This is a genomic window from Streptomyces sp. NPDC111656 (assembly GCF_055656965.1).
Genome location: NZ_JBVKCA010000006.1, coordinates 40,372 through 61,336 on the forward strand (window position 1 = coordinate 40,372; position 20,965 = coordinate 61,336).

General features: G+C 71.5%; 18 protein-coding genes. 10 read left to right on the plus strand and 8 right to left on the minus strand.

The window, feature by feature from the left end:
- The first annotated feature begins 71 nt into the window (after positions 1-71).
- Complete coding sequence (gene der, locus ACZ7M3_RS19160; RefSeq protein ID WP_095855461.1) at positions 72-1,556, plus strand: ribosome biogenesis GTPase Der; 1,485 nt, start codon at positions 72-74, stop codon at positions 1,554-1,556.
- 63 nt (positions 1,557-1,619) lie between these two features.
- Here der and ACZ7M3_RS19165 read toward each other — a convergent pair whose 3' ends face one another.
- Both ACZ7M3_RS19165 and ACZ7M3_RS19170 read right to left on the minus strand, forming a co-directional pair.
- Entirely contained in the window at positions 1,620-2,021 is a 402-nt protein-coding gene (locus ACZ7M3_RS19165) for a hypothetical protein (protein ID WP_472064642.1), read from the minus strand.
- A gap of 245 nt (positions 2,022-2,266) precedes the next feature.
- The gene (locus ACZ7M3_RS19170) at positions 2,267-3,040 is read right to left on the minus strand and encodes a hypothetical protein (RefSeq protein WP_095855463.1); all 774 of its coding nucleotides are present in this window, start codon (positions 3,038-3,040) and stop codon (positions 2,267-2,269) included.
- A 539-nt stretch (positions 3,041-3,579) separates the two neighbouring features.
- Between ACZ7M3_RS19170 and ACZ7M3_RS19175 the strand changes: the two genes are divergently transcribed.
- Together ACZ7M3_RS19175 and ACZ7M3_RS19180 are read left to right on the plus strand one after the other, a co-directional pair.
- Complete coding sequence (locus tag ACZ7M3_RS19175) at positions 3,580-4,296, plus strand: transglycosylase family protein (RefSeq protein WP_393016341.1); 717 nt, start codon at positions 3,580-3,582, stop codon at positions 4,294-4,296.
- A 100-nt stretch (positions 4,297-4,396) separates the two neighbouring features.
- A complete protein-coding gene (locus tag ACZ7M3_RS19180) occupies positions 4,397-4,852 on the plus strand; it encodes a transglycosylase family protein (RefSeq protein ID WP_472064644.1) in 456 nt (151 codons plus the stop codon).
- On the opposite strand, the gene ACZ7M3_RS19185 is transcribed toward ACZ7M3_RS19180, so the two are convergent.
- The 3 genes from ACZ7M3_RS19185 to ACZ7M3_RS19195 are packed head-to-tail and all read right to left on the minus strand — an operon-like array spanning position 4,849 to position 8,731.
- A complete protein-coding gene (locus tag ACZ7M3_RS19185; protein WP_472064646.1) occupies positions 4,849-5,505 on the minus strand; it encodes an ATP-binding cassette domain-containing protein in 657 nt (218 codons plus the stop codon). The genes ACZ7M3_RS19180 and ACZ7M3_RS19185 overlap by 4 nt on opposite strands.
- A complete protein-coding gene (locus tag ACZ7M3_RS19190) occupies positions 5,502-8,237 on the minus strand; it encodes an ABC transporter permease subunit (RefSeq protein ID WP_472064648.1) in 2,736 nt (911 codons plus the stop codon). Before ACZ7M3_RS19190 ends, ACZ7M3_RS19185 begins: the two co-directional genes overlap by 4 nt.
- Positions 8,237-8,731 (minus strand): hypothetical protein, encoded by a 495-nt coding sequence (locus tag ACZ7M3_RS19195; protein WP_472064649.1) that lies wholly within the window; start codon positions 8,729-8,731, stop codon positions 8,237-8,239. Before ACZ7M3_RS19195 ends, ACZ7M3_RS19190 begins: the two co-directional genes overlap by 1 nt.
- Positions 8,732-8,862: 131 nt before the next feature.
- On the opposite strand from ACZ7M3_RS19195, the gene ACZ7M3_RS19200 reads away from it, so the two are divergent.
- The 4 genes from ACZ7M3_RS19200 to ACZ7M3_RS19215 all read left to right on the plus strand — a co-directional run bounded on the left by ACZ7M3_RS19200 (position 8,863) and on the right by ACZ7M3_RS19215 (position 12,786).
- The gene (locus tag ACZ7M3_RS19200) at positions 8,863-9,405 is read left to right on the plus strand and encodes an MTB12 C-terminal domain-containing protein (protein ID WP_095855469.1); all 543 of its coding nucleotides are present in this window, start codon (positions 8,863-8,865) and stop codon (positions 9,403-9,405) included.
- 48 nt (positions 9,406-9,453) lie between these two features.
- The gene (locus tag ACZ7M3_RS19205) at positions 9,454-10,716 is read left to right on the plus strand and encodes an ABC transporter substrate-binding protein (RefSeq protein ID WP_472065221.1); all 1,263 of its coding nucleotides are present in this window, start codon (positions 9,454-9,456) and stop codon (positions 10,714-10,716) included.
- A gap of 137 nt (positions 10,717-10,853) precedes the next feature.
- Positions 10,854-11,681, plus strand: a complete 828-nt coding sequence (locus tag ACZ7M3_RS19210) for a hypothetical protein (RefSeq protein ID WP_472065223.1) — start codon at positions 10,854-10,856, stop codon at positions 11,679-11,681.
- 67 nt (positions 11,682-11,748) lie between these two features.
- Positions 11,749-12,786: a helix-turn-helix transcriptional regulator gene (locus tag ACZ7M3_RS19215; RefSeq protein ID WP_472064651.1), complete on the plus strand. Its 1,038-nt coding sequence runs from the start codon at positions 11,749-11,751 to the stop codon at positions 12,784-12,786.
- Here ACZ7M3_RS19215 and ctaD read toward each other — a convergent pair.
- A complete protein-coding gene (gene ctaD / locus ACZ7M3_RS19220; protein ID WP_355309147.1) occupies positions 12,668-14,362 on the minus strand; it encodes an aa3-type cytochrome oxidase subunit I in 1,695 nt (564 codons plus the stop codon). The two genes, ACZ7M3_RS19215 and ctaD, sit on opposite strands and share 119 nt — an antisense overlap.
- A gap of 414 nt (positions 14,363-14,776) precedes the next feature.
- Between ctaD and ACZ7M3_RS19225 the strand changes: the two genes are divergently transcribed.
- Complete coding sequence (locus ACZ7M3_RS19225; RefSeq protein WP_351303525.1) at positions 14,777-14,992, plus strand: I78 family peptidase inhibitor; 216 nt, start codon at positions 14,777-14,779, stop codon at positions 14,990-14,992.
- 107 nt (positions 14,993-15,099) lie between these two features.
- Here ACZ7M3_RS19225 and ACZ7M3_RS19230 read toward each other — a convergent pair whose 3' ends face one another.
- Both ACZ7M3_RS19230 and ACZ7M3_RS19235 read right to left on the minus strand, forming a co-directional pair.
- Positions 15,100-16,128: a phosphatase PAP2 family protein gene (locus ACZ7M3_RS19230; protein WP_452969565.1), complete on the minus strand. Its 1,029-nt coding sequence runs from the start codon at positions 16,126-16,128 to the stop codon at positions 15,100-15,102.
- A 239-nt stretch (positions 16,129-16,367) separates the two neighbouring features.
- Positions 16,368-17,537 (minus strand): glycosyltransferase family 39 protein, encoded by a 1,170-nt coding sequence (locus tag ACZ7M3_RS19235; protein ID WP_472064653.1) that lies wholly within the window; start codon positions 17,535-17,537, stop codon positions 16,368-16,370.
- 259 nt (positions 17,538-17,796) lie between these two features.
- On the opposite strand from ACZ7M3_RS19235, the gene ACZ7M3_RS19240 reads away from it, so the two are divergent.
- Positions 17,797-19,404 (plus strand): MFS transporter, encoded by a 1,608-nt coding sequence (locus ACZ7M3_RS19240; RefSeq protein ID WP_351303534.1) that lies wholly within the window; start codon positions 17,797-17,799, stop codon positions 19,402-19,404.
- 340 nt (positions 19,405-19,744) lie between these two features.
- Positions 19,745-20,935 (plus strand): acyl-CoA dehydrogenase family protein, encoded by a 1,191-nt coding sequence (locus tag ACZ7M3_RS19245; protein WP_054234441.1) that lies wholly within the window; start codon positions 19,745-19,747, stop codon positions 20,933-20,935.
- Positions 20,936-20,965 lie beyond the last annotated feature (30 nt).

A 20,965-nucleotide genomic window follows, 5' to 3' on the forward strand; every position in this document is an offset into this window, starting at 1 on the left:
CTTGAGTAGTGGATCACCCGATATGCGGGCGGTCCACCGATCACCACGATGAACGACGAGGTACGGACTTCATGAACGACCACATCCAGCCCGACGGCTCGGCCGGCCCGGCCGAGCACGAGCACGGGGCGCTTGGCGATGCCGAGTACGCGGAGTTCATGGAGCTCGCCGCGGAAGAGGGCTTCGACATCGAGGACGTCGAGGGCGCGATCGACGAGGCGGGCCACGGCCCGCTGCCCGTCCTCGCCGTCGTCGGCCGGCCCAACGTCGGCAAGTCGACCCTGGTGAACCGGATCATCGGCCGCCGCGAGGCGGTCGTCGAGGACAAGCCCGGCGTCACCCGCGACCGCGTCACCTACGAGGCCGAGTGGGCGGGCCGCCGCTTCAAGCTCGTCGACACCGGCGGCTGGGAGCAGGACGTCCTCGGCATCGACGCGTCCGTCGCCGCGCAGGCCGAGTACGCGATCGAGGCCGCCGACGCGGTCGTCTTCGTCGTCGACGCCAAGGTCGGCGCGACCGACACCGACGAGGCGGTCGTACGCCTTCTCCGCAAGGCCGGCAAGCCCGTCGTCCTGTGCGCCAACAAGGTCGACGGCATGAGCGGCGAGTCCGACGCCTCGTACCTCTGGGCCCTCGGTCTCGGCGAGCCGCACCCGGTCTCCGCGTTGCACGGCCGCGGCACCGGCGACATGCTCGACGCCGTCCTTGAGGCCCTGCCCGAGGCCCCGGCGCAGACCTTCGGCACCGCGGTGGGCGGCCCCCGCCGCATCGCCCTCATCGGCCGCCCGAACGTCGGCAAGTCCTCCCTGCTGAACAAGGTGGCGAACGAGGACCGTGTGGTCGTCAACGAGGTCGCGGGCACCACCCGTGACCCGGTCGACGAGCTCATCGAACTCGGCGGCATCACCTGGAAGTTCGTCGACACGGCGGGCATCCGCAAGCGCGTCCACCTCCAGCAGGGCGCGGACTACTACGCCTCGCTGCGCACGGCCGCCGCCGTCGAGAAGGCCGAGGTCGCGGTCATCCTGATCGACGCGTCCGAGACCATCTCCGTACAGGACCAGCGCATCGTGACGATGGCCGTCGATGCGGGCCGTGCGATCGTCCTCGCCTTCAACAAGTGGGACACCCTCGACGAGGAGCGCCGCTACTACCTGGAGCGGGAGATCGAGACCGAGCTCCTCCAGGTGGCGTGGGCGCCCCGGGTGAACGTCTCGGCGCGCACCGGACGGCACATGGAGAAGCTCGTCCCCGCGATCGAGGCGGCCCTGGACGGCTGGGAGACCCGTGTCCCGACCGGCCGTCTGAACGCCTTCCTCGGCGAGCTCGTCGCCGCCCACCCGCACCCGGTCCGCGGCGGCAAGCAGCCCCGCATCCTCTTCGGAACGCAGGCCGGCACCAAGCCCCCGCGGTTCGTGCTCTTCGCCTCCGGCTTCATCGAGCACGGCTACCGGCGCTTCATCGAGCGCCGACTGCGCGAGGAGTTCGGCTTCGAGGGGACGCCGATCCACATCTCCGTACGGGTGCGCGAGAAGCGCGGCACCAAGAAGAAGTGACGTAGCGACAGGTGAGGGGCGGCTCCCGTGGGAGCCGCCCCTCACCTGTTCCACCGTTTCCGCTCACAGCCCCCTGCGGGGCGCGGGGGGCAACGCGGCCGGGATGTGGTGCAGTTCCGTACCGTGCAGGCGCGCCACCGGCTGCCAGACGCCGGTCGTCGACGCGCCTTGCTGGGAGCCGCCGTTGCGCGCGGAGTACGCCCCCGCGCTGTAGGAGCTGTACGACGAGGGGTACGAGGATCCGCCGTACATGCTGGAACCCTGTGTCAGGATCCCGAAGGCCGTGAAGCCGAGCTGGTCCTCGCCGTTGCGGTCGCCGGGCAGGGCCTTGAACGATCTGACCCACTCGGCGTAGAGCGCGTCATAGATCGGCGTGGCCGAGGGGCCGCGCGGAGGATCCTGAGCCGATCGCGCGGCCGGGATCTGCTGGAAGGGCTGGCGGCGGGGGGCGTCGTAGGTGTGCACGTATGTGCCAACGACCCCACAGCCCAACAGATGCGGTCACACCTTTGCTTCAGCCCGCCCCGTCAGGAGGGCAAGCCCTTTAGGGGCGCGACGAACTGCGCGCTCAGCCACGACGGACCCGCGGCCGAACAACGCACCTGTCGCGCCCCGACAAGGGGCGTGGGGAACCGCGCGACCAGCCACGACGGACCCGCACAAGGCGACGCACCGCAGCTCCCCGGCTCAACCCAGTGGAACGCTCACGCTCACGTTCCGGCGAGCGGCATCGCGGCAGCCACCAACTTCCCGTTCGCCGCCGCCTTGTCCAGCGCGTCCCGCAGCAGATCCTCCCGCGGCTGCCGCCCGATCGACCCGACCGGCGCCGCGAACAGCAGCACCTGCTGGTGCTTGTTGGCGGCGGCCCGCCAGCTCTCCGCGACCTGGAGCGCCTGGTGCGCCTGCCACCAGGCGACGGGCGACCCGCCCCCGGTGCCCGGCTGGAGCACGGCGTGCAGCTGTCCCATGGCGAGCAGCACGGACCACCCGTGCAGCACCGGCGGCACCGAGCTCAGCTCGGTCACCGGCATGAACCCCTGTTCGATGAGGAGCGGCAGGAAGTCGTCACCGATGTCCGTCGAGCCGGGCCGCACGATGGGCCCCGTCGGCTCGACGACGAGCGCGGGGTGCAACTCGCCACTGATCAGGATGAGTCCGCTGGTCACGCCGAGCACGGCCTGCTCGGGCGCGGCCTGGCCGGGCACGCCGTCGGGGTTGATCGAGCGGACGGCGCCCTGGAGTTGCTCCTCGGTGACCTGGACGACCTGTGAGGGCAGACAGGTGGCGTGGGCGAAGGCGAGGACGGCGGTCTCGTCGCCGATGAACAGGACGGTGCTGGTGCGCTCCTGTTCCGAGTCGCCCGGGGTGCGGCAGGACGTGCAGTCGTAACTGCCCGGGGCGTTCTCTCCGGCGAGCAGCCGGTCGGCTTCTTCGTCGCCGATCTCGGCGCGTACGTCGTCGCTGACGTCGAGCATGCGCGGCACGGGTGGCTCCTCGGGATGCGGTACGTGGCGATGCCGGGTGGCTCCCGGCCCATGAATCCGGGGGTCCCGGCTCATGAAGATGACAACGGGCGATCTGTGGCCGGAGTCACGCCCGGGAGCGAACGGAATCGAACCATCCGACGCGCAGGGTGATCCCTTGTGCGGAATCTGTTACTCCAAGCCAACTTCGTGCGCATTCAAGGAAGTTGGTTCCGTGAAGTGGGTCACAGGTCACTTGAGCGGCTGGTCGACAAATCCTGAAATCAGCCTATGAAGTGGGTGGCCGAAAATCGCTGATACCCGCGGTAACTGTGAACTGGCCTCGAATGACATGGAGTTGGTTGATATCGGGGCGACCGTGTCCATAGATTTCTCGGCCGTGTGCACAGAGCACCGCTCGGGTACGTCCGCCGGCCGAACCGTACGACTGGTTCGCAGCACCACCTCCGGCGGACGGGGCGGAGCACGACGACCGCGTCCTACGCGCAGGAAGTCGCGCCCCGCCTTGGGGGATCCCGGGTGATTCGAGAGGGAACTACATGTCCGCATGTGCCGATAACACTCGTAAGGTTCGTACGACGCGTACGACGGCGGTCCTCACCGGGGCGGCCCTGCTCGCCCCGCTCGGACTGCTCGCCGCGACCGGCAACGCCGCCGCGGCCGACAGCGGAGTGTGGGACCGCATCGCCAAGTGCGAGAGCGGCGGAAACTGGCACATCAACACCGGCAACGGCTACTACGGAGGACTGCAGTTCTCCGCCGGCACCTGGCGGGCGTACGGCGGTACGGCCTACGCGTCGACCGCCGACAAGGCCTCCAAGGCCGCCCAGATAGCCGTTGCCACCAAGGTCCAGAACGCACAGGGATGGGGCGCCTGGCCCACCTGTTCGGCGCGGGCCGGGGCGTACGGCAACGCACCCGCGTCCTCGGGCGCCGCGTCGTCCGGAGGGTCGGCCACCACGAAGTCGGCCCCCAAGGCGGCACCCAAGTCGACGTCGAAGTCGGCCTCCAAGTCGGCTCCCACCAAGTCGACGACCCGGTCGGCCCCCGCACAGACGTCCGAGGCCCCGGCGCGCGCATCCGGCCACACGAACCGCGCGGCGTCCCGCGGCGACTACACCGTCCGCGGCGGCGACACCCTGAGTGGCATCGCGGAGCGGCACGGAACGACCTGGCGGAAGATCTACGCCGCCAACCGGGCGGTCATCGGCGGTGACCCCGACCTGATCATGCCCGGCCAGCGGCTCGACCTCTGAGCCCCGGCACCACCCCGCCGCCCCACCCCGGTCCGCCGACCGGGTGGAGTTCCGGGCGCGGCGGGGCGGATGTGCCCGGTGTGGTGTTTAGCGTGACCCGATGCACCTCGAGCCGACGCCATCGCCCCTGTTGAGCAAGCGCATGCGGTACGTGGCCGCGACCGTCGTCGCCGCCACCCTGGCCGTCCTCGTTCCCGCGAGGGCGGCCGTCGCGTCCCCGCCCCCGTTCTCCGGCCTGTCGGCGGGGCGGGTTTCGCACCACTGCGCGCGGGACCATTGGCCCTGGGGCTGCCTCGCCAAGTGCGAGAGCGGCGGGCGCTGGCACGCGAACACCGGAAACCACCACTACGGAGGACTGCAGTTCAGGCAGGCCACCTGGGTGGCGTTCGGCGGCCTGGCGTACGCCCCGCGCGCGGATCTGGCCCGGCGGAAGGAGCAGATCAAGGTCGCCAAGCGGGTGGTGGCCACCCAGGGGTGGGGCGCCTGGCCCGTCTGCGCCAAGAGGTACAAACTCCGGGGCAGTACACGTGTGGTGAACCCCGGTCGGACGTTCTAGGTCACCTGGCGGCGCACTTCGGCCGCCTCTCCGCTGAACGCGACCGAACCCCGGCGCAGTTCATGGACGTACGTCGTGCGGCCCGTCCGTTCGCGCAGACCGGGCGGCAGCCGCTGCTCGGCGACCACCACGCACGCGTCGAGGCCGCCGAGGAGTTCGTACGTGCGGGCCGCGACCGCAGGTGACATGCCCTGCGCGGGTTCGTCGACGAGCACCACACGCGCGTGTGCCAGCAGGGCGCGGGAGAGGGCGAGCATGCGCTGCTCGCCCCCGGAGAGGGTGCCGGCGCGGCGCGGAAGGAGGGGCTCCAACTGCGGGTACGCGTCGAGGACGGGAGCGAAGTCGGGCGCGGTCAGCTCCAGGTGCTCGCGGACCGTGAGCGAGCCGAAGACGGCCCGACGCTCCGGGACCAGGCACAACCCGCGCCGGGCCCGTTCGAAGGCGGGCAGCCGGGTCACGTCCACCCCGTCCCAGACGACGGCGCCGTCGGACAGCGGCACGGTACCCGCGAGGGCGCGCAGGGTGGTCGTGCGGCCCGAGCCGTTGCGGCCGAGCAGCACGGTGAGGCCGGGGCCGGGCGCGAGCAGGGTCACGCCGTGCAGGGCCTCCAGGGGGCCGTAGCGCACGCGCGCGCGGCGCAGGGAGATGCTCATCCGCGTCCCCGCTCCAGTACGTGGCCGGCGGGGCCGGAGGTGACGACGCGTCCGGCGGTCATGACATGGACGACGTCGGCGACCAGATCGAGGTCGTGCTCGACGACCAGCAGGGCCGTGCCGTCCGCGGCGAGTGCGCGCAGTACCCGGGCCAGCGCGGTCACTTCGGCGGTGTCCAGGCCCGCGGCGGGCTCGTCGAGCAGCAGCACGTGTGGACTGCCCGCGAGGGCCCGCGCCAGCTCGACGCGTCTGAGCGTCCCGGTCGGCAGTCCCTCGGCGGGCAGCGCGCGGACCGGCCCGTCGAGCCCGAACAGCCGCAACGCCCGTTCCGCCGCGGCGGGATCGGCGATCCGGCCCTGCTCCGCCCCCACCTGGACGTTCTCGGCCACCGTCAACGAGGGGAAGACGGCCAGCTGCTGGAAGGTCCGCGCGATGCCGAGCCGGGTCCGGGCGTGCGCCGCGAGCCGGGTGATGTCCCGTTCGCCGAACAGCACCTGGCCGTGCGAGGGTCGGAGCGTTCCGGCGAGGCAGTGGAACAGGGTGCTCTTGCCGGCCCCGTTGGGCCCCACGACAGCGGTGACCCACCCGGGGCGGACCTCGAGATCGACCCCGTCGAGCGCGGTGAACCCGTCGTAGGCGACCCGTATTCGTCGGGCGAACAGAGATCCGGGCGTCGGCACGGCCGGAGTGTGCGGGGCGCTCGGCCTGCGTGACGTCGTGTCCCGCCCGGATGTTGCGGCTTTTGGACCTCGGGGTGCCCTCGTGGGGCCGTCGGGACCTGGGCGGTCACCGGCGCCCGGTGGCGCGGCGGCGGGTTCCGGTTCGGTGCCGTCCGGCCGTCCGGCGGCGGGCGGCCGGACGGTGGGCCCCGTCTCCACCGCCCGCAGCCGCCGCCGCACCCGCGCCCCCAGCGGGGTCGGCGTCGCCCTGCGGCGCGGCCGGAGCCGGGACGTCGCCGAGCGCAGGGCCTCGTACGGGCCACCGGGGAACCGGCCGACGAACAGCGCGAGCACCCCGAACAGCGCGGCCGCCACCCCGCCGCGCGCCCCCGCGTCGAGCCCCACCAGCAACGCCGCCGCGGCCAGCGCGCCGAGGGCGCTGTCGGCACCGAGGACCACGACCGCCGCGAACCAGAGCAGCCCGCGCACCGGGTCGTACGCCGTCGCGTCGAAGGCGCGCAGACCCATGCCGAGCATCCCGCCACCCAGCGCGGCCAGGGCGGCGCCCGCCACGAAGGCCGTCAGCTTCAGCGCAGGGACCCGTACGCCCGCCGCGGAGGCGCCCGACGGGTGGTCGCGCATCGCGGCCAGGGCGCGGCCCGTACGGCCCCGGCGCAGCGCCCCCGTCGCCAGCAGCGCGGCCGCCAACAGCCCCAGTTCGAGCACGTAGTACGCGCGGTCGCCGTCGAAGCCCGCCGGGCGGTCCAGGGACAGCCCCGAGGTCGCGTAGGGCTGGGCGAAGACGAAACGGCTGACGCCCACTCCCACAGCGAACGTCGCCAGGGCCAGCGCCAGGCCGTGGCGGCGGATCGCCGGCCAGCCGGTCAGGACCCCGAGCGGGGCGACCAGCACCACCGCCACCGCCAGCGCGGCCAGTTCGGGCAGACGGGGCAGTCCGGGGAAGCGGCCGGCGGCCAGCAGCGCGGTGAAGAGGGCGCCCAGACCCGCGTACGCCGCCTGCCCGAGGGAGATCTGACCGCCGCGGCCGGTCACCACCACCAGGGACAGGAGCACCACACCCAGCGCGGGCACCTGCACCGACGTGTGCAGGTCCGAGCCCGCGAGGCCGAGCGGCAGCAGGAACAGCACGACCGCGACGATCCACGCGCCCGGGGGCGTCGCCACCCGGGCCGTCGCCGTACGCGGTAGGACATCCCGGTCGCCGATCCCCGGCAGGACGAGCGCCGCGACCAACAGGGCCACCACGAACAGGTTCGCCCCCACCGCCTGGAGCAGCGGCTCCGCCCAGCCCGCCGGGTGCAGCCGCGTCAGCTGACTCTGCGCGACCCCGAGACCCAGCGCCACCACGACGGCCACCGGCAGGCTGCGCATCCGGGCGGCGACGGCCACCGCCATCACCTCCATGACGAGCAACGGCATGCCGTACGGATCGAGTCGTACGTACGGCGCGAGGAGCACGCCCGTCAGGCCCGCCGTGAAGGAGCCGAACGCCCAGCCCGCGGCGGCCACCCGGTCCGCGTCGATGCCGCCGAGCACGGCGAGCGAGCGGTCGTCGACCACGGCCCGCAGCTCCGTGCCGAAGCGCGTCCAGCGCGTCGCGCCCCCCACCCCGACCGCCAGTGCGACGGCGACCGCCAACTGCCCCCACGGGTCCGCCGACACCAGCGTCGGCGCGTCCGCGCGCGCCCCGGTGCCCCACACCAACGCGGCCCCGCCGACCAGCAGCACGAAGACGCCGAGAGACGCGACCAGCGTCTGCGCCGGGTCGCCGCCGAGGACGGACAGGGGGCGGAAGACGAACCGTTCCAGGGCCATGCCGATCGCGGGGGCCACCAACAGCAGCGTCACCGCGGCACCGAGCGCGAGCGGCCAGCCCCACACCACCGTGAACTGCCGCAGCAGATACGCGCACACCATCGCGATCGTGCCGTGCGCGAAGTTCAGCACCCCGGTCGCCCGATGGGTGACGACCAGCCCGATCCCGGTGAGCGCCGCCGCGCCGCCGACCGAGAGCCCGGCCAGCGTGAGGTCGTACGTCAGGGAACCGCTCATCACCGCTCCGGCGCGGTCGACCGCTCGGCCGCGGGCGGCTCACAGATCGGGCACGGGCCCAACTCCCCGCTCGCCAGCACCCGCGAGTCCACCGGCACGGCGGCCGCCTTTCCCGCGACCAGCGGGCAGTCCGCACGGTGCCACAGCGTGCCCCCGGGGATCATCAGCAGCTCCCCGCTGACGGCGAGCGGCGCCACGGCGGCCTGTTCGGACCGCTCCGCGTCGGCGGGCTCGGCCGCCACCAGCAGCCCGTACAACTCCTCGACGCGCGCCGCCGCCAGGGCGTTCCTGCCGTGCGTGAGCAGCACCGCGCCCGCGACGATCAGCGCGGCCCCGGGAACCGTGCAGGACGCCAGGAAGGGCAACTGCCTCTCCGCGTACCGCTCGCCCGAGACGCCGTACCAGCCGATGACGCACAGCACCGCCCCGGCGGCGAGCGCGGCGCACCCGGCCCACAGGACGGGGTGCACGGTCCGCAGTCGAGATGTCCGCATCCTGGCTCCCAGACGTCGTGTGTCTGTCTGTCTTCCAAGTCCGCCAATGGACTTGCACTATGCCTTCTGGAAGCTGACCCTGAAAGCTCCGGGCGCGGTCGGCCCGGACCGACACCCGGTGGTGAGCCAGCATGGTTCTCGGGAGCGACCTCAGGCGGGACAACGGCCGGGGGGTGGCGGCGCTGGTCGCCCTCCTCCTCGCCGGGGCCCTCACGGCGTGCGGCGACAGCAGCGGCGGCGGGAGTTCGACCCCTCCGCCCACCCCCACCGTGGAGCGGCCCAGCAGCGCGTCACCCAGCCCGACCGGCCCGGACGACCCGGCGGCGGCCGAGAACCAGGTCAGGCGGAACTGGGAGAAGTTCTTCTCCCCGTCCGTCCCCGTCAAGGACAAACTGAACTACCTGGAGAACGGCGACCGGATGACCGCGGTCGTCCAGGGCTTCAGCGGCGACAAGCGTGGTCAGCAGGTCGCGGCCCAGGTCCAGAAGGTCGTGTTCACCGCACCGGCCGTCGCAGAGGTGACGTACGCGCTGACCCTGAAGGGCGCGACCGCCCTGCCGAACGCCTCCGGGACGGCCGTCTACGAGAACGGCACCTGGAAGGTCTCCGACAACACCCTCTGCGCCCTGGTCGCGCTGAGCGGCGACGGATCCGCGACCCCGGCCGGCTGCTGACCCGCCGTGCGCCCCAAGGGAGTTCCGGAAGGAGTCCTCGCCGCGGGCCTGCCGCTCCTGCTGGGCACGGCACTCGTCCTGGGCACGGCGGCCTGCGGCAGCCGCCTGCCCGAGAGTGACTTCGAGCACCGGACCATGCCCGCCCCGCAGAGCACCGCCCCGCTGCGTGTCGGCATCGTCACCAGCGCCACCAGCCCCGTCGGCGGCTCCGCCTTCACCGGCCCCCGCGACGGGGCCAAGGCCTACTTCGACCGCCTCAACGCGCGCGGGGGCATCGACGGCCGCCCGGTCGAGGTGCGCACCTGCGACGACGGCGGCAGCGGCGTGGGCGACAACGAGTGCGTGCACCGGCTCATCGACGAGGACAAGGTCGTCGCCCTCGTCGCCACCACCGCCCTCGACTACGCGGGCGCCTCCCGCGTGTCCGCCGCCGGGGTGCCCGACATCGGCGGACAGCCCATCGGCGCGGCCTACGACACCTATCCGCACCTCTACGGGATCTACGGCAGCCTCGCGCCCCGCGAGGGAACACCGGGCTGGGGCGGGAAGCTGTACGGCGGCACCGAGGTCTACCGCTACTTCAAGCGCGTCCACGGCGCCCGTACGGCCGCCGTGATCTCCTACAACCAGTCCGCGTCGGCCGCGTACGCCCGGCTCGTCACCCGGGGTCTGAAGGCCGAGGGCTACCAGGTGGTCACCGAACAGGTCGACTTCGCGCTGCCCAACTTCCGCGCGGCCGCGGCCGATCTGAAGGACCAGGGCGCCGACCTCGTCTTCGACGCCCTCGACACGCACGGCAACGCCCAGCTGTGCAAGGCGATGGACGACGTCGGCGCCAAGGTCATCGCCAAGGTCACCAACGTGCAGAACTGGACCTCCACCGTCCCCGAGGACTACAAGGACGCCCCGCGCTGCCGCAACGCCCTGTGGGCGACCGGATCCAGCCGGAACCACGAGGACACCGCCGACGCCGCCGTCCGCGCGTTCCGGGACGCCACCAAGGGCCTGCCCACGCACTCCCAGTGGCAGCTGGAGGGCTGGGCGGCCGCGATGTGGTTCACGGACGCCGCGAAGTCCTGCGCGAAAACGGGCGTCACACGCGCGTGTGTCGACCGCTTCATGAACCGCGAGGCCCCGTACAGCGCCGACGGCCTGCTGATCCCCGTCTCCTCCGAGCGCCTGCCCACGCCTCCGAAGACCCGCCGGACCTGCGTCTCGGTGGCCCGCTGGGAGGACGACGGCGGCTGGGTCTCCCAGGGCGACATGAACAGCGACTGCTTCGAGGTGCCGCAACTGTCGTACGAGCCCTGACGTGCCTCGACGGTCCTGCGCGCCCTGATGTGCACATGGGAAGCAACCATTCACCCGGGCCTGGGGTCTGTCCCGACAGGAGGCGGATCCGACGGAGGACCCGGTGGTGCCGCCCCGCACGAAAGGGCGTTCGCATGATGACGCCGGTCCCGCGGACCGCTCGGCACCGCGCCGACCCGGACGCCGCCGTGCCCCCGTGCGCCGACTGCATCGCCGACTCCGCGGGCGGACTGACCTTCGACGTCACCGAGACCGGCGAGCCGGGCGCCGCGCTCCTGGTGCTGCGCCACCGCGAGGGCCACGAGGAGGTCAGCCTGCCGCTGACGCCCACCGGGGACGGCCGGCTGCGCGCCGCGCTGCCCAGCGGCGTCGCCCTGCCCGAGGGCCGCTGGGATGCCTACGCCCAGGTCGCGGGAGGCGAGCCGCGACGGCTGGCCCCGGGCGTCGACGACCTGCGCTCGCTCGTCGCCCGGGTCCCCAGCGGCTCCCTCGGCCATGTCGCCGTCCGCATCCCGTACGGGACCCGGCACGGCAACCTCTCCGTGCGCAGCTGGCTGCGGGCCCCGCACGCGGAGGCCGTCGAGCTGTACCGGGCGGAGCGGGGACTGGGCGTACGAGGCCGGGTGTACGGCGTTCCCCTCGCGCCGGACGCGTATGCCGAGGTCTGCCACCGGGACGCGGCCGGTCCGCCGATCCGCGCGGAAGTGGCCGTGGAGCAGGCGGAGTTCGGCTTCACGGTGGCATACGGCGCCCTGCGGTCCGGCGTCTGGGACCTGTGGCTGCGCCCGGCGGGGGAGGGCGGGCCCCGGGTACGGATCGCGCGGTTGCTCGACGCCATCGCCGACAAGCGCCTCTTCCTCATCCACCCGAGGGTGCCGGTGAAGACCCTGTACGGCCCGGTGGAGGCCGGGCCCTCCTACACGCGGGACAACGACCTGTCCGTGACGGTCACCGCGGCCGGCTGACCGTGCCCGGCGCCCAGGAGCACCTTGCGGACAGCGGTTGTCCGCAAGGGCTGGCAGACTCGGCGGCATGTTGGAGACATCGGCACGGCTGCTGCGGTTGCTCTCACTGCTGCAGGCCCACCGCGACTGGTCCGGGGCCGATCTGGCGGACCGTCTGGGCGTGACGCCCCGCACGATCCGCCGCGATGTGGACCGGCTGCGCGAGCTGGGCTATCCCGTCAACGCCAGCCCGGGCACGGGAGGCGGCTACCAACTCGGCGCGGGCGCCGAGCTGCCGCCGCTGCTGCTGGACGACGACGAGGCGGTGGCCGTCGCGGTCGGGCTGCGCACGGCCGCCGGGCAGGGTATCGAGGGCATCGACGAGACCTCCGTACGCGCCCTCGCCAAGCTCGAACAAGTCCTGCCGAGCCGACTGCGCCGCCGCGTGAGCGCCCTCAACGCCTTCACCGTGCCGATGCTGCGCGGCCCCCAGCCCTCCGCCGTGGACCCGGGCGTGCTCACGGAACTCGCCCACGCCTGCCGCGACGGTGAGCGGCTGCGCTTCGAGTACCGCGACCACGGCGGCTCCTCGACCCGCCGGACCGTCGAACCGCACCGCCTGGTGTGCACCGAGCGCCGCTGGTACCTGGTCGCCTGGGACGTCGACCGCGACGACTGGCGCACGTTCCGGGCCGACCGCATCACCCCCAGGCCGCCGCACGGACCCCGCTTCACCCCCCGTACGCCACCGGCCGAGGATCTGGCGGCGTACGTCTCCGAAGGGGTCTCCACACGCGCCTACGCCTCGCAGGCGGTCGTCCGGCTCTTCGTGCCCCTGGAAGAGGCGGTCGAGCGGATCTCCCCCTCGGCGGGGACGCTGGAAGCCTCCGGGGAGGACAGCTGCGTCCTGCGCACCGGCGCCGCGAGCCTCGACGTGATGGTGATTCACGTGATGCTGACGGGCTTCGAGTTCGAGGTCCTGGAGCCGGCCGAACTCACCGAGGCGATCACGACGTCCCGGGACCGGCTGTCCCGGGCGCTGGAGCGGTCTCCTGACCGTTCGCCCCGTACTGGGGATGGTGCAGGTCGAACGCCGGGCTCTCGGAACGGATCCGGGGCAGCGTGACGAAGTTGTGCCGGGGCGGCGGACACGAGGTCGCCCACTCCAGGGAGCGGCCGAAGCCCCAGGGGTCGTCCACCTCGACCTTCGTGCCGTACCGGGACGTCTTCCAGACGTTGTAGAGGAACGGCAGCGTCGACATGCCCAGCAGGAACGCGCCGATCGTCGAGACGGTGTTGAGCGCCGTGAAGCCGTCGGCGGCCAGATAGTCCGCGTACCGGCGCGGCATGCCTTCGGCGCCCAGCCAGTGCTGCACCAGGAACGTCGTGTGGAAGCCGACGAAGAGCGTCCAGAAATGGATCTTGCCGAGCCGTTCGTCGAGCATCTTGCCGGTGAACTTGGGCCACCAGAAGTAGAAGCCGCCGAAAGTCGCGAAGACGACGGTGCCGAAGACGACGTAGTGGAAGTGCGCGACCACGAAGTACGAGTCGGTGACCTCGAAATCCATCGGCGGCGAGGCCAGGATCACTCCGGTCAGTCCGCCGAACAGGAACGACACCAGGAAACCGATGGCCCACAGCATGGGCGTCTCGAAGGAGAGCGAGCCATTGATCATCGTCCCGCTCCAGTTGAAGAACTTCACCCCCGTGGGCACCGCGATCATGAACGACATGAAGGAGAAGAACGGCAACAGCACCGCGCCCGTCGCGAACATGTGGTGTGCCCACACCACGATCGACAGACCGGTGATGGCCATCGTCGCGGCGACCAGCGTCAGATAACCGAAGACCGGCTTCCTGCTGAAGACCGGCAGGATCTCCGTGATGATCCCGAAGAACGGCAACGCGATGATGTAGACCTCGGGATGCCCGAAGAACCAGAACAGGTGCTGCCACAGCAGCGCGCCGCCGTTGGCCGCCTCGAACACCACCGACCCGAAGCGCCGGTCCGCCTCCAGGACCAGCAGCGCCGCCGCGAGCACCGGGAACGCGAAGAGGACGAGGATCGAGGTGAAGAGGATGTTCCAGGTGAAGATCGGCAGCCGGAACATCGTCATGCCGGGGGCCCGCATCCCGACGATGGTCGTGATGAAGTTCACCGCGCCGAGGATCGTGCCGAAGCCCGTCAGCGCCAGGCCCATGATCCACATGTCGGCGCCGATGGTCGGCGAGCGCTCCAGGCTGTTGAGCGGGGCATAGGCGAACCAGCCGAAGGAGGCGGGCCCGGCGGGCACCATGAGCGAGCCGAGGACGATCAGGCCGCCGAAGAGGAAGAACCAGTACGACAGCATGTTCAGGCGGGGGAACGCGACGTCCGGGGAGCCGATCTGCAGCGGCATGATCTCGTTGGCGAACCCGGCGAAGGTCGGGGTGGCGAACAGCAGCAGCATGATCGTGCCGTGCAGGGTGAACAGCTGGTTGAACTGGTTGTTGTCCACGATCTGCAGACCGGGCCGGGCGAGTTCGGCGCGCATCACCAACGCCATCAGACCGCCGATGAGAAAGAAGGCGAAGGACGTGATCAGGTAGAGGTGACCGATTTTCTTGTGGTCCGTCGTGGTGAGCCAGTCCACGGCGAGCCGCCCCGGTCGCTGCCTCCTGTATACGGGTGGCGCCGTCGCCTGCGCGGTCTCCGTGCCCATTGCTCGCCCCTTCGCCGTCGCGCCGTGGGCCTGCCTGAAGCTCACGCCGTGGTGCTCGCATCGCGCCGCGCTCCGACAGAGGGTGTGCGGGGGTTCTGTGCTGGAACCGTGCATTTCCTATGCGGTGTCAGCTTCCGCGACATGCCCCGGAATCGCAATGGAAAGACTTCCCCCACGGGATCTCGACGGGGGACTCCGCACTTTCCATTGGTTTATTCGGGACGGCGTCAAGGTAGTCCCGAATTACGTTCGAAGGAGTGCGGGACACGTACGGAACCCCTCGTACGTGTGACGGAGTTCGGCCGAAACGCGTGTAGCGATCCTGTGACAGAAGCGCGACCGGAGGGGCATGGGTGACGCAGGGTCTTGGGCCCGGACTTCCCCCGCCGCGGTCGGCCGCCTAACGTGGCGGTCATGGCATCCATTCCCACCCCGCCCGCAGAGCCCCAGGACAGTCCGCAGGCCTATGTCGGCCTGGAGGCGAGGAGCGCCGAGCACCGCGCCCGGGAGCACGGCTGGTCCACGGTGCGCTCGCTGCCGCCCGGCGCGATCATCACCATGGAGTACCGCACGGGACGGCTGAACTTCGAGGTCACCGACGGCCGGGTGACCCGCTGCTGGAAGGGCTGAGGCCACGGAATGCGCGAAGGCCCCCGGCTCACGAGCCGGGGGCCTTCGCTGTGCGGGGAGGTTGTGCGTACCGGCCCCGCTGTTCTCCATGATCGGTCCGTTGTGCCTCAGCCGCCTGTCAGCGGCCGGGCGGACGACGTCGTGGTGGTGCGCGCCACGCGGTCCGGGTGCGGTGGACGGCGGCTGCCGACCGGGGTGACCGGGGTGCGCTCCGAGCGGGTCGTGTGGGGTCCGGGCACCAGGTAGACCGGCGCCCGGGGCGGGCGGGCGGAGGGCACCGCCCCGCGCACCGGAGCCTCCTCGTTCACCGGGACCGACTGCTTGACCAGCACGGGCGCACCGACCGGGGAGCCGACCGGGGCGGGTACCGCACGGCCGCGGCGGGCGCGCCAGGCGTCGCGCAGGGTGAACAGACCGGCCTCGGCGCGGGCGATCAGCGGCTCGCACCACGGCAGCGCCAGCAGGATCAGCAGACCGGCGGCCCAGCCCAGCAGCACATCGCTCAGCCAGTGCGTACCGAGGTAGACGGTGGTGAGGCCGACGCCGAGCGAGGTCACGGCGGACAGCGCCGACAGCCAGCGCCTCGCCCGCGGGGTGGAGGCCAGATAGGCCAGGATTCCCCAGGTCACGACGGCGTTCGCGGTGTGGCCCGAAGGGAATATATCGCCGCCGAGACCCATCTCGTTCGAGCCGATCGTGATGGCGTAGTGCGGGCCGAGGCGGCCCATGCCGAGCTTCGCGGCGCCGACCGTGATGTTGAGCAGCAGCAGCGAGGCGCCCAGCGTGAGCATCGGGCGCAGGGTGTGCTGCCGCCAGGAGCGCCAGCCGAGCCACGCGGCGACCATCACGGCGGTGGGGCCGCGCTGGCCCAGCACCACGTAGTAGTCGAGGAACGCGTGGATCTCCGGCCACTGCTGATAGGGCCGGAAGAACATGACCTGCCAGTCGAACCGGACCAGCCACGATGTGATCGCAACGGCCCACACGATGGCCACGTAGAAGGCCAGGGTGGCTCCGAGGAGCACAACCCTGTGCCTGCTCATCTTCGGCACATCGATGTTCGCCGGCCGTTCCGGCTCACGGTCCAACCGGGCGAAGACCCGGTCCAGACGGGTGAGGTTTCGTTCGGTACGCACTCAATCGACGTTACAGCGAGTGAGCTGCGTTCCAGGCCGAATCACTCGCTTTGTGATGACGATGTGATGTGGGATTCCTCTCAGGGCGATGCTTAATTCCAATGATTCTCTAATCATCGGCGCCCCGATCCTTCAATTCCATTGATCGGCTCGGGCTTCTGTTTTATGTCACTTTTGAATTCGTTCACCGAATCCTGGGGTGGAATTCTCCAGCCGCTCACCGAGCGTCAACGGGTGGATCATGGCGGACCGGAGCCGTTCAGCCAGAACGCTCCGTAGAGCGCGGAGGCCATCGCCACGCCACCGAGAATCAGCGCTGACCTGGACGTACGCAGTCGGGCCAGGGCCAGCGCGAGGGGGAGCAAGAGGGGGAAAGCGGGCAGCAGGAGGCGCGGTTTCGAGCCGAAGTAACTCGACGCGCACAGGGCGAGCGCGACGACGATCCCCGCGTACACCAGCAGGGGCACCGGCTGGCCCTGTCGTACACACGTCACGTACAGCCAGACGATCAGTGCGACTCCGACGATCAGTCCGACGCCGGCCAGCGCTGACGGAAATGACGTGAACTTGTCGCCCACGAAGCGGGCGAACGCGTACCCGCCGTCGAATCCGTTGCGCCAGCCCGCCTGGACGTCGAGATAGCCGAGCGGCCCCTTGCCCGTGCGGTGGCCGACCCAGAGCACATATCCGGCGGCGCCGAGCGGCGCGAGGAGCATGCCGAGGGCGCGTCGGAGCACGGGCGCGCCGTGCGCGGGGTGCGCGCTCCGATCCCGCACGAACGAGGTGATGGCCGCCACCCACAGGGCCGCGACCACCGCGGCTCCCACCGGGCGGGTCAGCCCGGCGAAGGCGGCGAGCAGACCGGCCGTCACCCAGCGGTCGGTCAGCACCGCGTAGAGCGACCAGGCGGCGAGCGCCGTGAACAGGGACTCGCTGTACGCCATCGACTGCACGATGCCGACCGGCAGCACCGCCCAGACCAGCACCGCGCAGACGCCCACGCGGGGGCCGTACACGTGGTCCGCGACGGCGAAGATCCCCCAGGCCGCGGCGAGCGAGGCCAGCGTGCTGACCAGCAGCCCGGCATCCGCGTACGACAGAGGGGTGAGCGCCGAGACGAGCCGCTCCAGCCAGGGCAGCAGCGGGAAGAACGCGAGGTTCGAGTGCACGTCACCGCCTGGCAGCCGCACCTCGTAGCCGTAGCCCAGATCGGCGACACGGGTGTACCAGAGCGCGTCCCAGCGGGCCGTCAGCAGTGTGTGGGCGCTCTTGCCGTTCGCCGCGCTCCACAGCGCGAGCGTGAGGACGCCCAGGGCCCGTACCGCGGCGTACCCGAGGAGGGCGGGCGCGGCCCGGCGCGGCGCGCTCGCGCCGGGCGGCGTCGCGAGGGGCGTCTCAAGATCGGTCACGGGCTCGATTATCGACGGCGGGCGGAACCGGGCGGCCGTCCGGGGCGTGGTGCACCAGGGGGAGCGTGGCGTACGCCACATGCTCGGCAAGGAGAACGTGAGAGGTCCGCCACGTGTATGCGACAGGAACTCGCGTACGCTGGCCGCTCACTCGCCTTTGATGCGTGCGTCCGGGACCCCGCTCCTCCCGGACCGCAGCCGCAGGGAGTCCCCACCCAGCGGATCGCCGAACGCGAGGGAACATCTGGGAGGTACGTACATGTCCGGGACGACCACGGCCGCCGCGCGTCGCCGTCGGGAGGCCGGGGCCGGTGCCAACCGCTGGGTCGTCCTTGTGGTGCTGTGCGTCAGCCTGCTCCTCGTGGCCCTCGATGCCACCGTGCTGCACGTCGCCGTGCCCGCCGTCACCGAGGACCTCAAGCCCGGCGCGATAGAACTGCTCTGGATCGTCGACGTCTATCCGCTCGTCTGCGCCGCGCTGCTGATCCTCTTCGGCACGCTGGGTGACCGGGTGGGCCGCAGACGTGTGCTTCTCCTCGGATACGGGCTCTTCGGCATCGCCTCCGGGATCGCCGCGCTCGCCGACAGCGCCCAGGTCCTCATCGGCGCGCGTGCCCTGCTCGGCGTCGGCGGCGCGATGATCATGCCCGCGACCCTGTCGATCCTGCGCCAGGTCTTTCCCGACCGGCGGGAGCGGGCGCTCGCGATCGGCATCTGGAGCGCGGTCGCCGCGGTGGGCGCGGCGGTCGGGCCGCTGCTCGGCGGGTTCCTCCTCGAACACTTCTGGTGGGGATCGGTCTTCCTCGTCAACATCCCGCTGATGCTGATCAGCCTGCCGATCGGACGGCTGCTGCTGCCCGAGTCCTACGGCGACCGCGACGGTCCCTGGGACGTGGTGGGGGCCCTGATGGCCGCCGCCGGGCTCTTCGGACTCGTGCTCGGAGTCAAGCGGCTCGGCGGCGGTGAAGCGCCGTTCGGTCCGTTCACGCTGGCGCCGCTGCTCGTGGGCGGCGCGCTGATGTTCGCCTTCGTACGGCGCCAGCGACGGCGTGCGCATCCGCTGGTGGACCTGCGGATGTTCTCGCGGCCCGCGTTCAGTACATCCGTGTGCTGCATCGTCCTCGCCATGCTCGCGCTGGTCGGGCTCGAGTTGATCGCCGCGCAGTACCTGCAACTGGTCCTCGGGCTCTCGCCCCTGCAGACCGGGCTGCGGCTGCTGCCGCTCACCTTCGCGGCGATGGCCGCGGGGCTCGCGGGGGCGCGGCTGCTGAGGCGGTTCGGGCCGCGCGCGATGGTCTGTTTCGGGTTCTGTCTCACGGCGGTGGCCGTGATCACGCTCACCGCGATGGGCGGGGACGACAACACCGGGCTGCTGCTGTTCGGGTTCGTGCTGCTCGGGTTCGGGCTGGAGACCACGCTCTTCGGGGCGTACGAGTCGATGCTGAGCGAGGCGCCGCCGGCGCAGGCGGGTGGGGCGGCGGCGATCGGCGAGACCTCGTACCAACTGGGGGCGGGGATCGGGATCGCGCTTCTGGGGAGTGTGATGAACGCGGCGTACGCGCCCGGACTGTCGTCCGTGCCGGGGGTCTCGCCGGGGGACTCCGCTGCGGCGGGGCACTCGCTGGGAGAGGCGTACGACGTCGCTGCGCGGCTTGGTGGGGTGCGGGGGGCGGCCCTGCGTCATGCGGCTCGGGACTCCTTTGTGCACGGGCTGCATGTGACGTTGCTCGTCAGTGCGGGGTTGTTGTTGCTGGGGGCGGGGATGGCGTTGCGGCTGCCTCGGGTCATGGAGTGCGGGGTGTCTGCGGCGGGCTCGGCGGAGATTCCGGCGCCTCGGGGGGTTGCGGAGTCCCGCGTCTCGGCGTAGCCGAGGGTTCTCCCGCCCACGCACCACGCGTTTCCACCCTGTCGACACGTGCGGGTCCCCCGAGGGGGCTGCCCGTCGTCGGCGCCCGCCGGTTCGCTCGGAGAGAGGCCCGCCGGTGGCTGAGCACCGTCGCGGCGGGGAACCGCCACCCGAGCCCCCTCGAACGAACCGGAAGCCGCCGATGGCGCTTCACCCCCGCGGGGTACCCGCACTTGTCGGCGTACTGGAAACGGGTGGTGCGTGGGCGGGGGAGGTACTGGACGTGCGGGACGCTGGGTCGTACCGTCGGGGCGAGACCGTAACTAGCGGTGCTAGTTTTAGCGTGCCGGAGGCTGCCCCCATGTCCGCGTCCCCGAAGCTCCCGCCCTTCGACCCCACCGACCCCCTCGGCCTCGACGACCTCCTGGACCCGGAGGACCTGGCGATCCGGGACACCGTACGGACGTGGGCCGCGGACCGCGTGCTGCCGTACGTCGCCGAGTGGTACGAGAAGGGCGAGCTGCCCGGGATCCGGGAGCTGGCGCGCGAGCTGGGCGGGATCGGGGCGCTCGGGATGTCGTTGGAGGGGTACGGATGCGCGGGGGCGACCGCCGTGCAGTACGGGCTCGCCTGTCTGGAGCTGGAGGCCGCCGACTCGGGCATCCGGTCCCTCGTCTCCGTACAGGGCTCCCTCGCCATGTACGCCATTCATCGGTTCGGAAGCGAGGAGCAGAAGCAGCGGTGGCTGCCGGGCATGGCCGCCGGCGAGGTCATCGGGTGCTTCGGGCTGACCGAGCCCGACCACGGGTCGGACCCGGGCGCCATGCGGACGTACGCCAAGCGCGACGGCGGCGACTGGGTGCTCAACGGGCGGAAGATGTGGATCACGAACGGGTCCGTCGCCGGGGTCGCGGTCGTCTGGGCGCAGAGCGAGGACGGGATTCGGGGGTTCGTCGTGCCCACCGACGCCCCCGGGTTCTCCGCTCCTGAGATCAAGCACAAGTGGTCCCTGCGGGCGAGCGTGACCAGCGAGCTCGTACTCGACGACGTACGGCTGCCCGCCGACGCCGTACTGCCGGACGTGACCGGGCTCAAGGGCCCGCTCAGCTGTCTGTCGCACGCGCGGTACGGGATCGTGTGGGGCTCGATGGGCGCCGCGCGGGCCAGTTTCGAGGCCGCCGTCGAGTACGCCAAGACGCGCGAGCAGTTCGGGCGCCCCATCGGCGGCTTCCAGCTCACCCAGGCCAAGCTCGCCGACATGGCGGTGGAACTGCACAAGGGGATTCTGCTCGCCCACCATCTGGGGCGGCGCATGGACGCGGGACGGCTCCGTCCCGAGCAGGTCAGCTTCGGCAAGCTCAACAACGTACGGGAGGCGATCGAGATCTGCCGGACCGCCCGTACGATCCTCGGTGCCAACGGGATCTCGCTCGAATACCCCGTGATGCGGCACGCGACCAACCTCGAATCGGTGCTCACCTACGAGGGCACCGTCGAGATGCATCAACTCGTGCTGGGCAAGGCGCTCACCGGACTCGACGCCTTTCGGTGAGTCGAGCACCGGAGAGCAGGGCCGGTGAGC

What these genes read in the sequence shown, in the direction of transcription:
- der (WP_095855461.1), top strand. Translation starts at nt 72, where the DNA reads ATGAACGACCACATCCAGCCCGACGGCTCGGCCGGCCCGGCCGAGCAC.
- ACZ7M3_RS19175 (WP_393016341.1), top strand. Translation starts at nt 3,580, where the DNA reads ATGTCCGCATGTGCCGATAACACTCGTAAGGTTCGTACGACGCGTACG.
- ACZ7M3_RS19180 (WP_472064644.1), top strand. Translation starts at nt 4,397, where the DNA reads ATGCACCTCGAGCCGACGCCATCGCCCCTGTTGAGCAAGCGCATGCGG.
- ACZ7M3_RS19185 (WP_472064646.1), bottom strand. Translation starts at nt 5,505, where the DNA reads ATGAGCATCTCCCTGCGCCGCGCGCGCGTGCGCTACGGCCCCCTGGAG.
- ACZ7M3_RS19190 (WP_472064648.1), bottom strand. Translation starts at nt 8,237, where the DNA reads ATGAGCGGTTCCCTGACGTACGACCTCACGCTGGCCGGGCTCTCGGTC.
- ACZ7M3_RS19195 (WP_472064649.1), bottom strand. Translation starts at nt 8,731, where the DNA reads ATGCGGACATCTCGACTGCGGACCGTGCACCCCGTCCTGTGGGCCGGG.
- ACZ7M3_RS19200 (WP_095855469.1), top strand. Translation starts at nt 8,863, where the DNA reads ATGGTTCTCGGGAGCGACCTCAGGCGGGACAACGGCCGGGGGGTGGCG.
- ACZ7M3_RS19210 (WP_472065223.1), top strand. Translation starts at nt 10,854, where the DNA reads ATGACGCCGGTCCCGCGGACCGCTCGGCACCGCGCCGACCCGGACGCC.
- ACZ7M3_RS19215 (WP_472064651.1), top strand. Translation starts at nt 11,749, where the DNA reads ATGTTGGAGACATCGGCACGGCTGCTGCGGTTGCTCTCACTGCTGCAG.
- ctaD (WP_355309147.1), bottom strand. Translation starts at nt 14,362, where the DNA reads ATGGGCACGGAGACCGCGCAGGCGACGGCGCCACCCGTATACAGGAGG.
- ACZ7M3_RS19225 (WP_351303525.1), top strand. Translation starts at nt 14,777, where the DNA reads ATGGCATCCATTCCCACCCCGCCCGCAGAGCCCCAGGACAGTCCGCAG.
- ACZ7M3_RS19240 (WP_351303534.1), top strand. Translation starts at nt 17,797, where the DNA reads ATGTCCGGGACGACCACGGCCGCCGCGCGTCGCCGTCGGGAGGCCGGG.
- ACZ7M3_RS19245 (WP_054234441.1), top strand. Translation starts at nt 19,745, where the DNA reads ATGTCCGCGTCCCCGAAGCTCCCGCCCTTCGACCCCACCGACCCCCTC.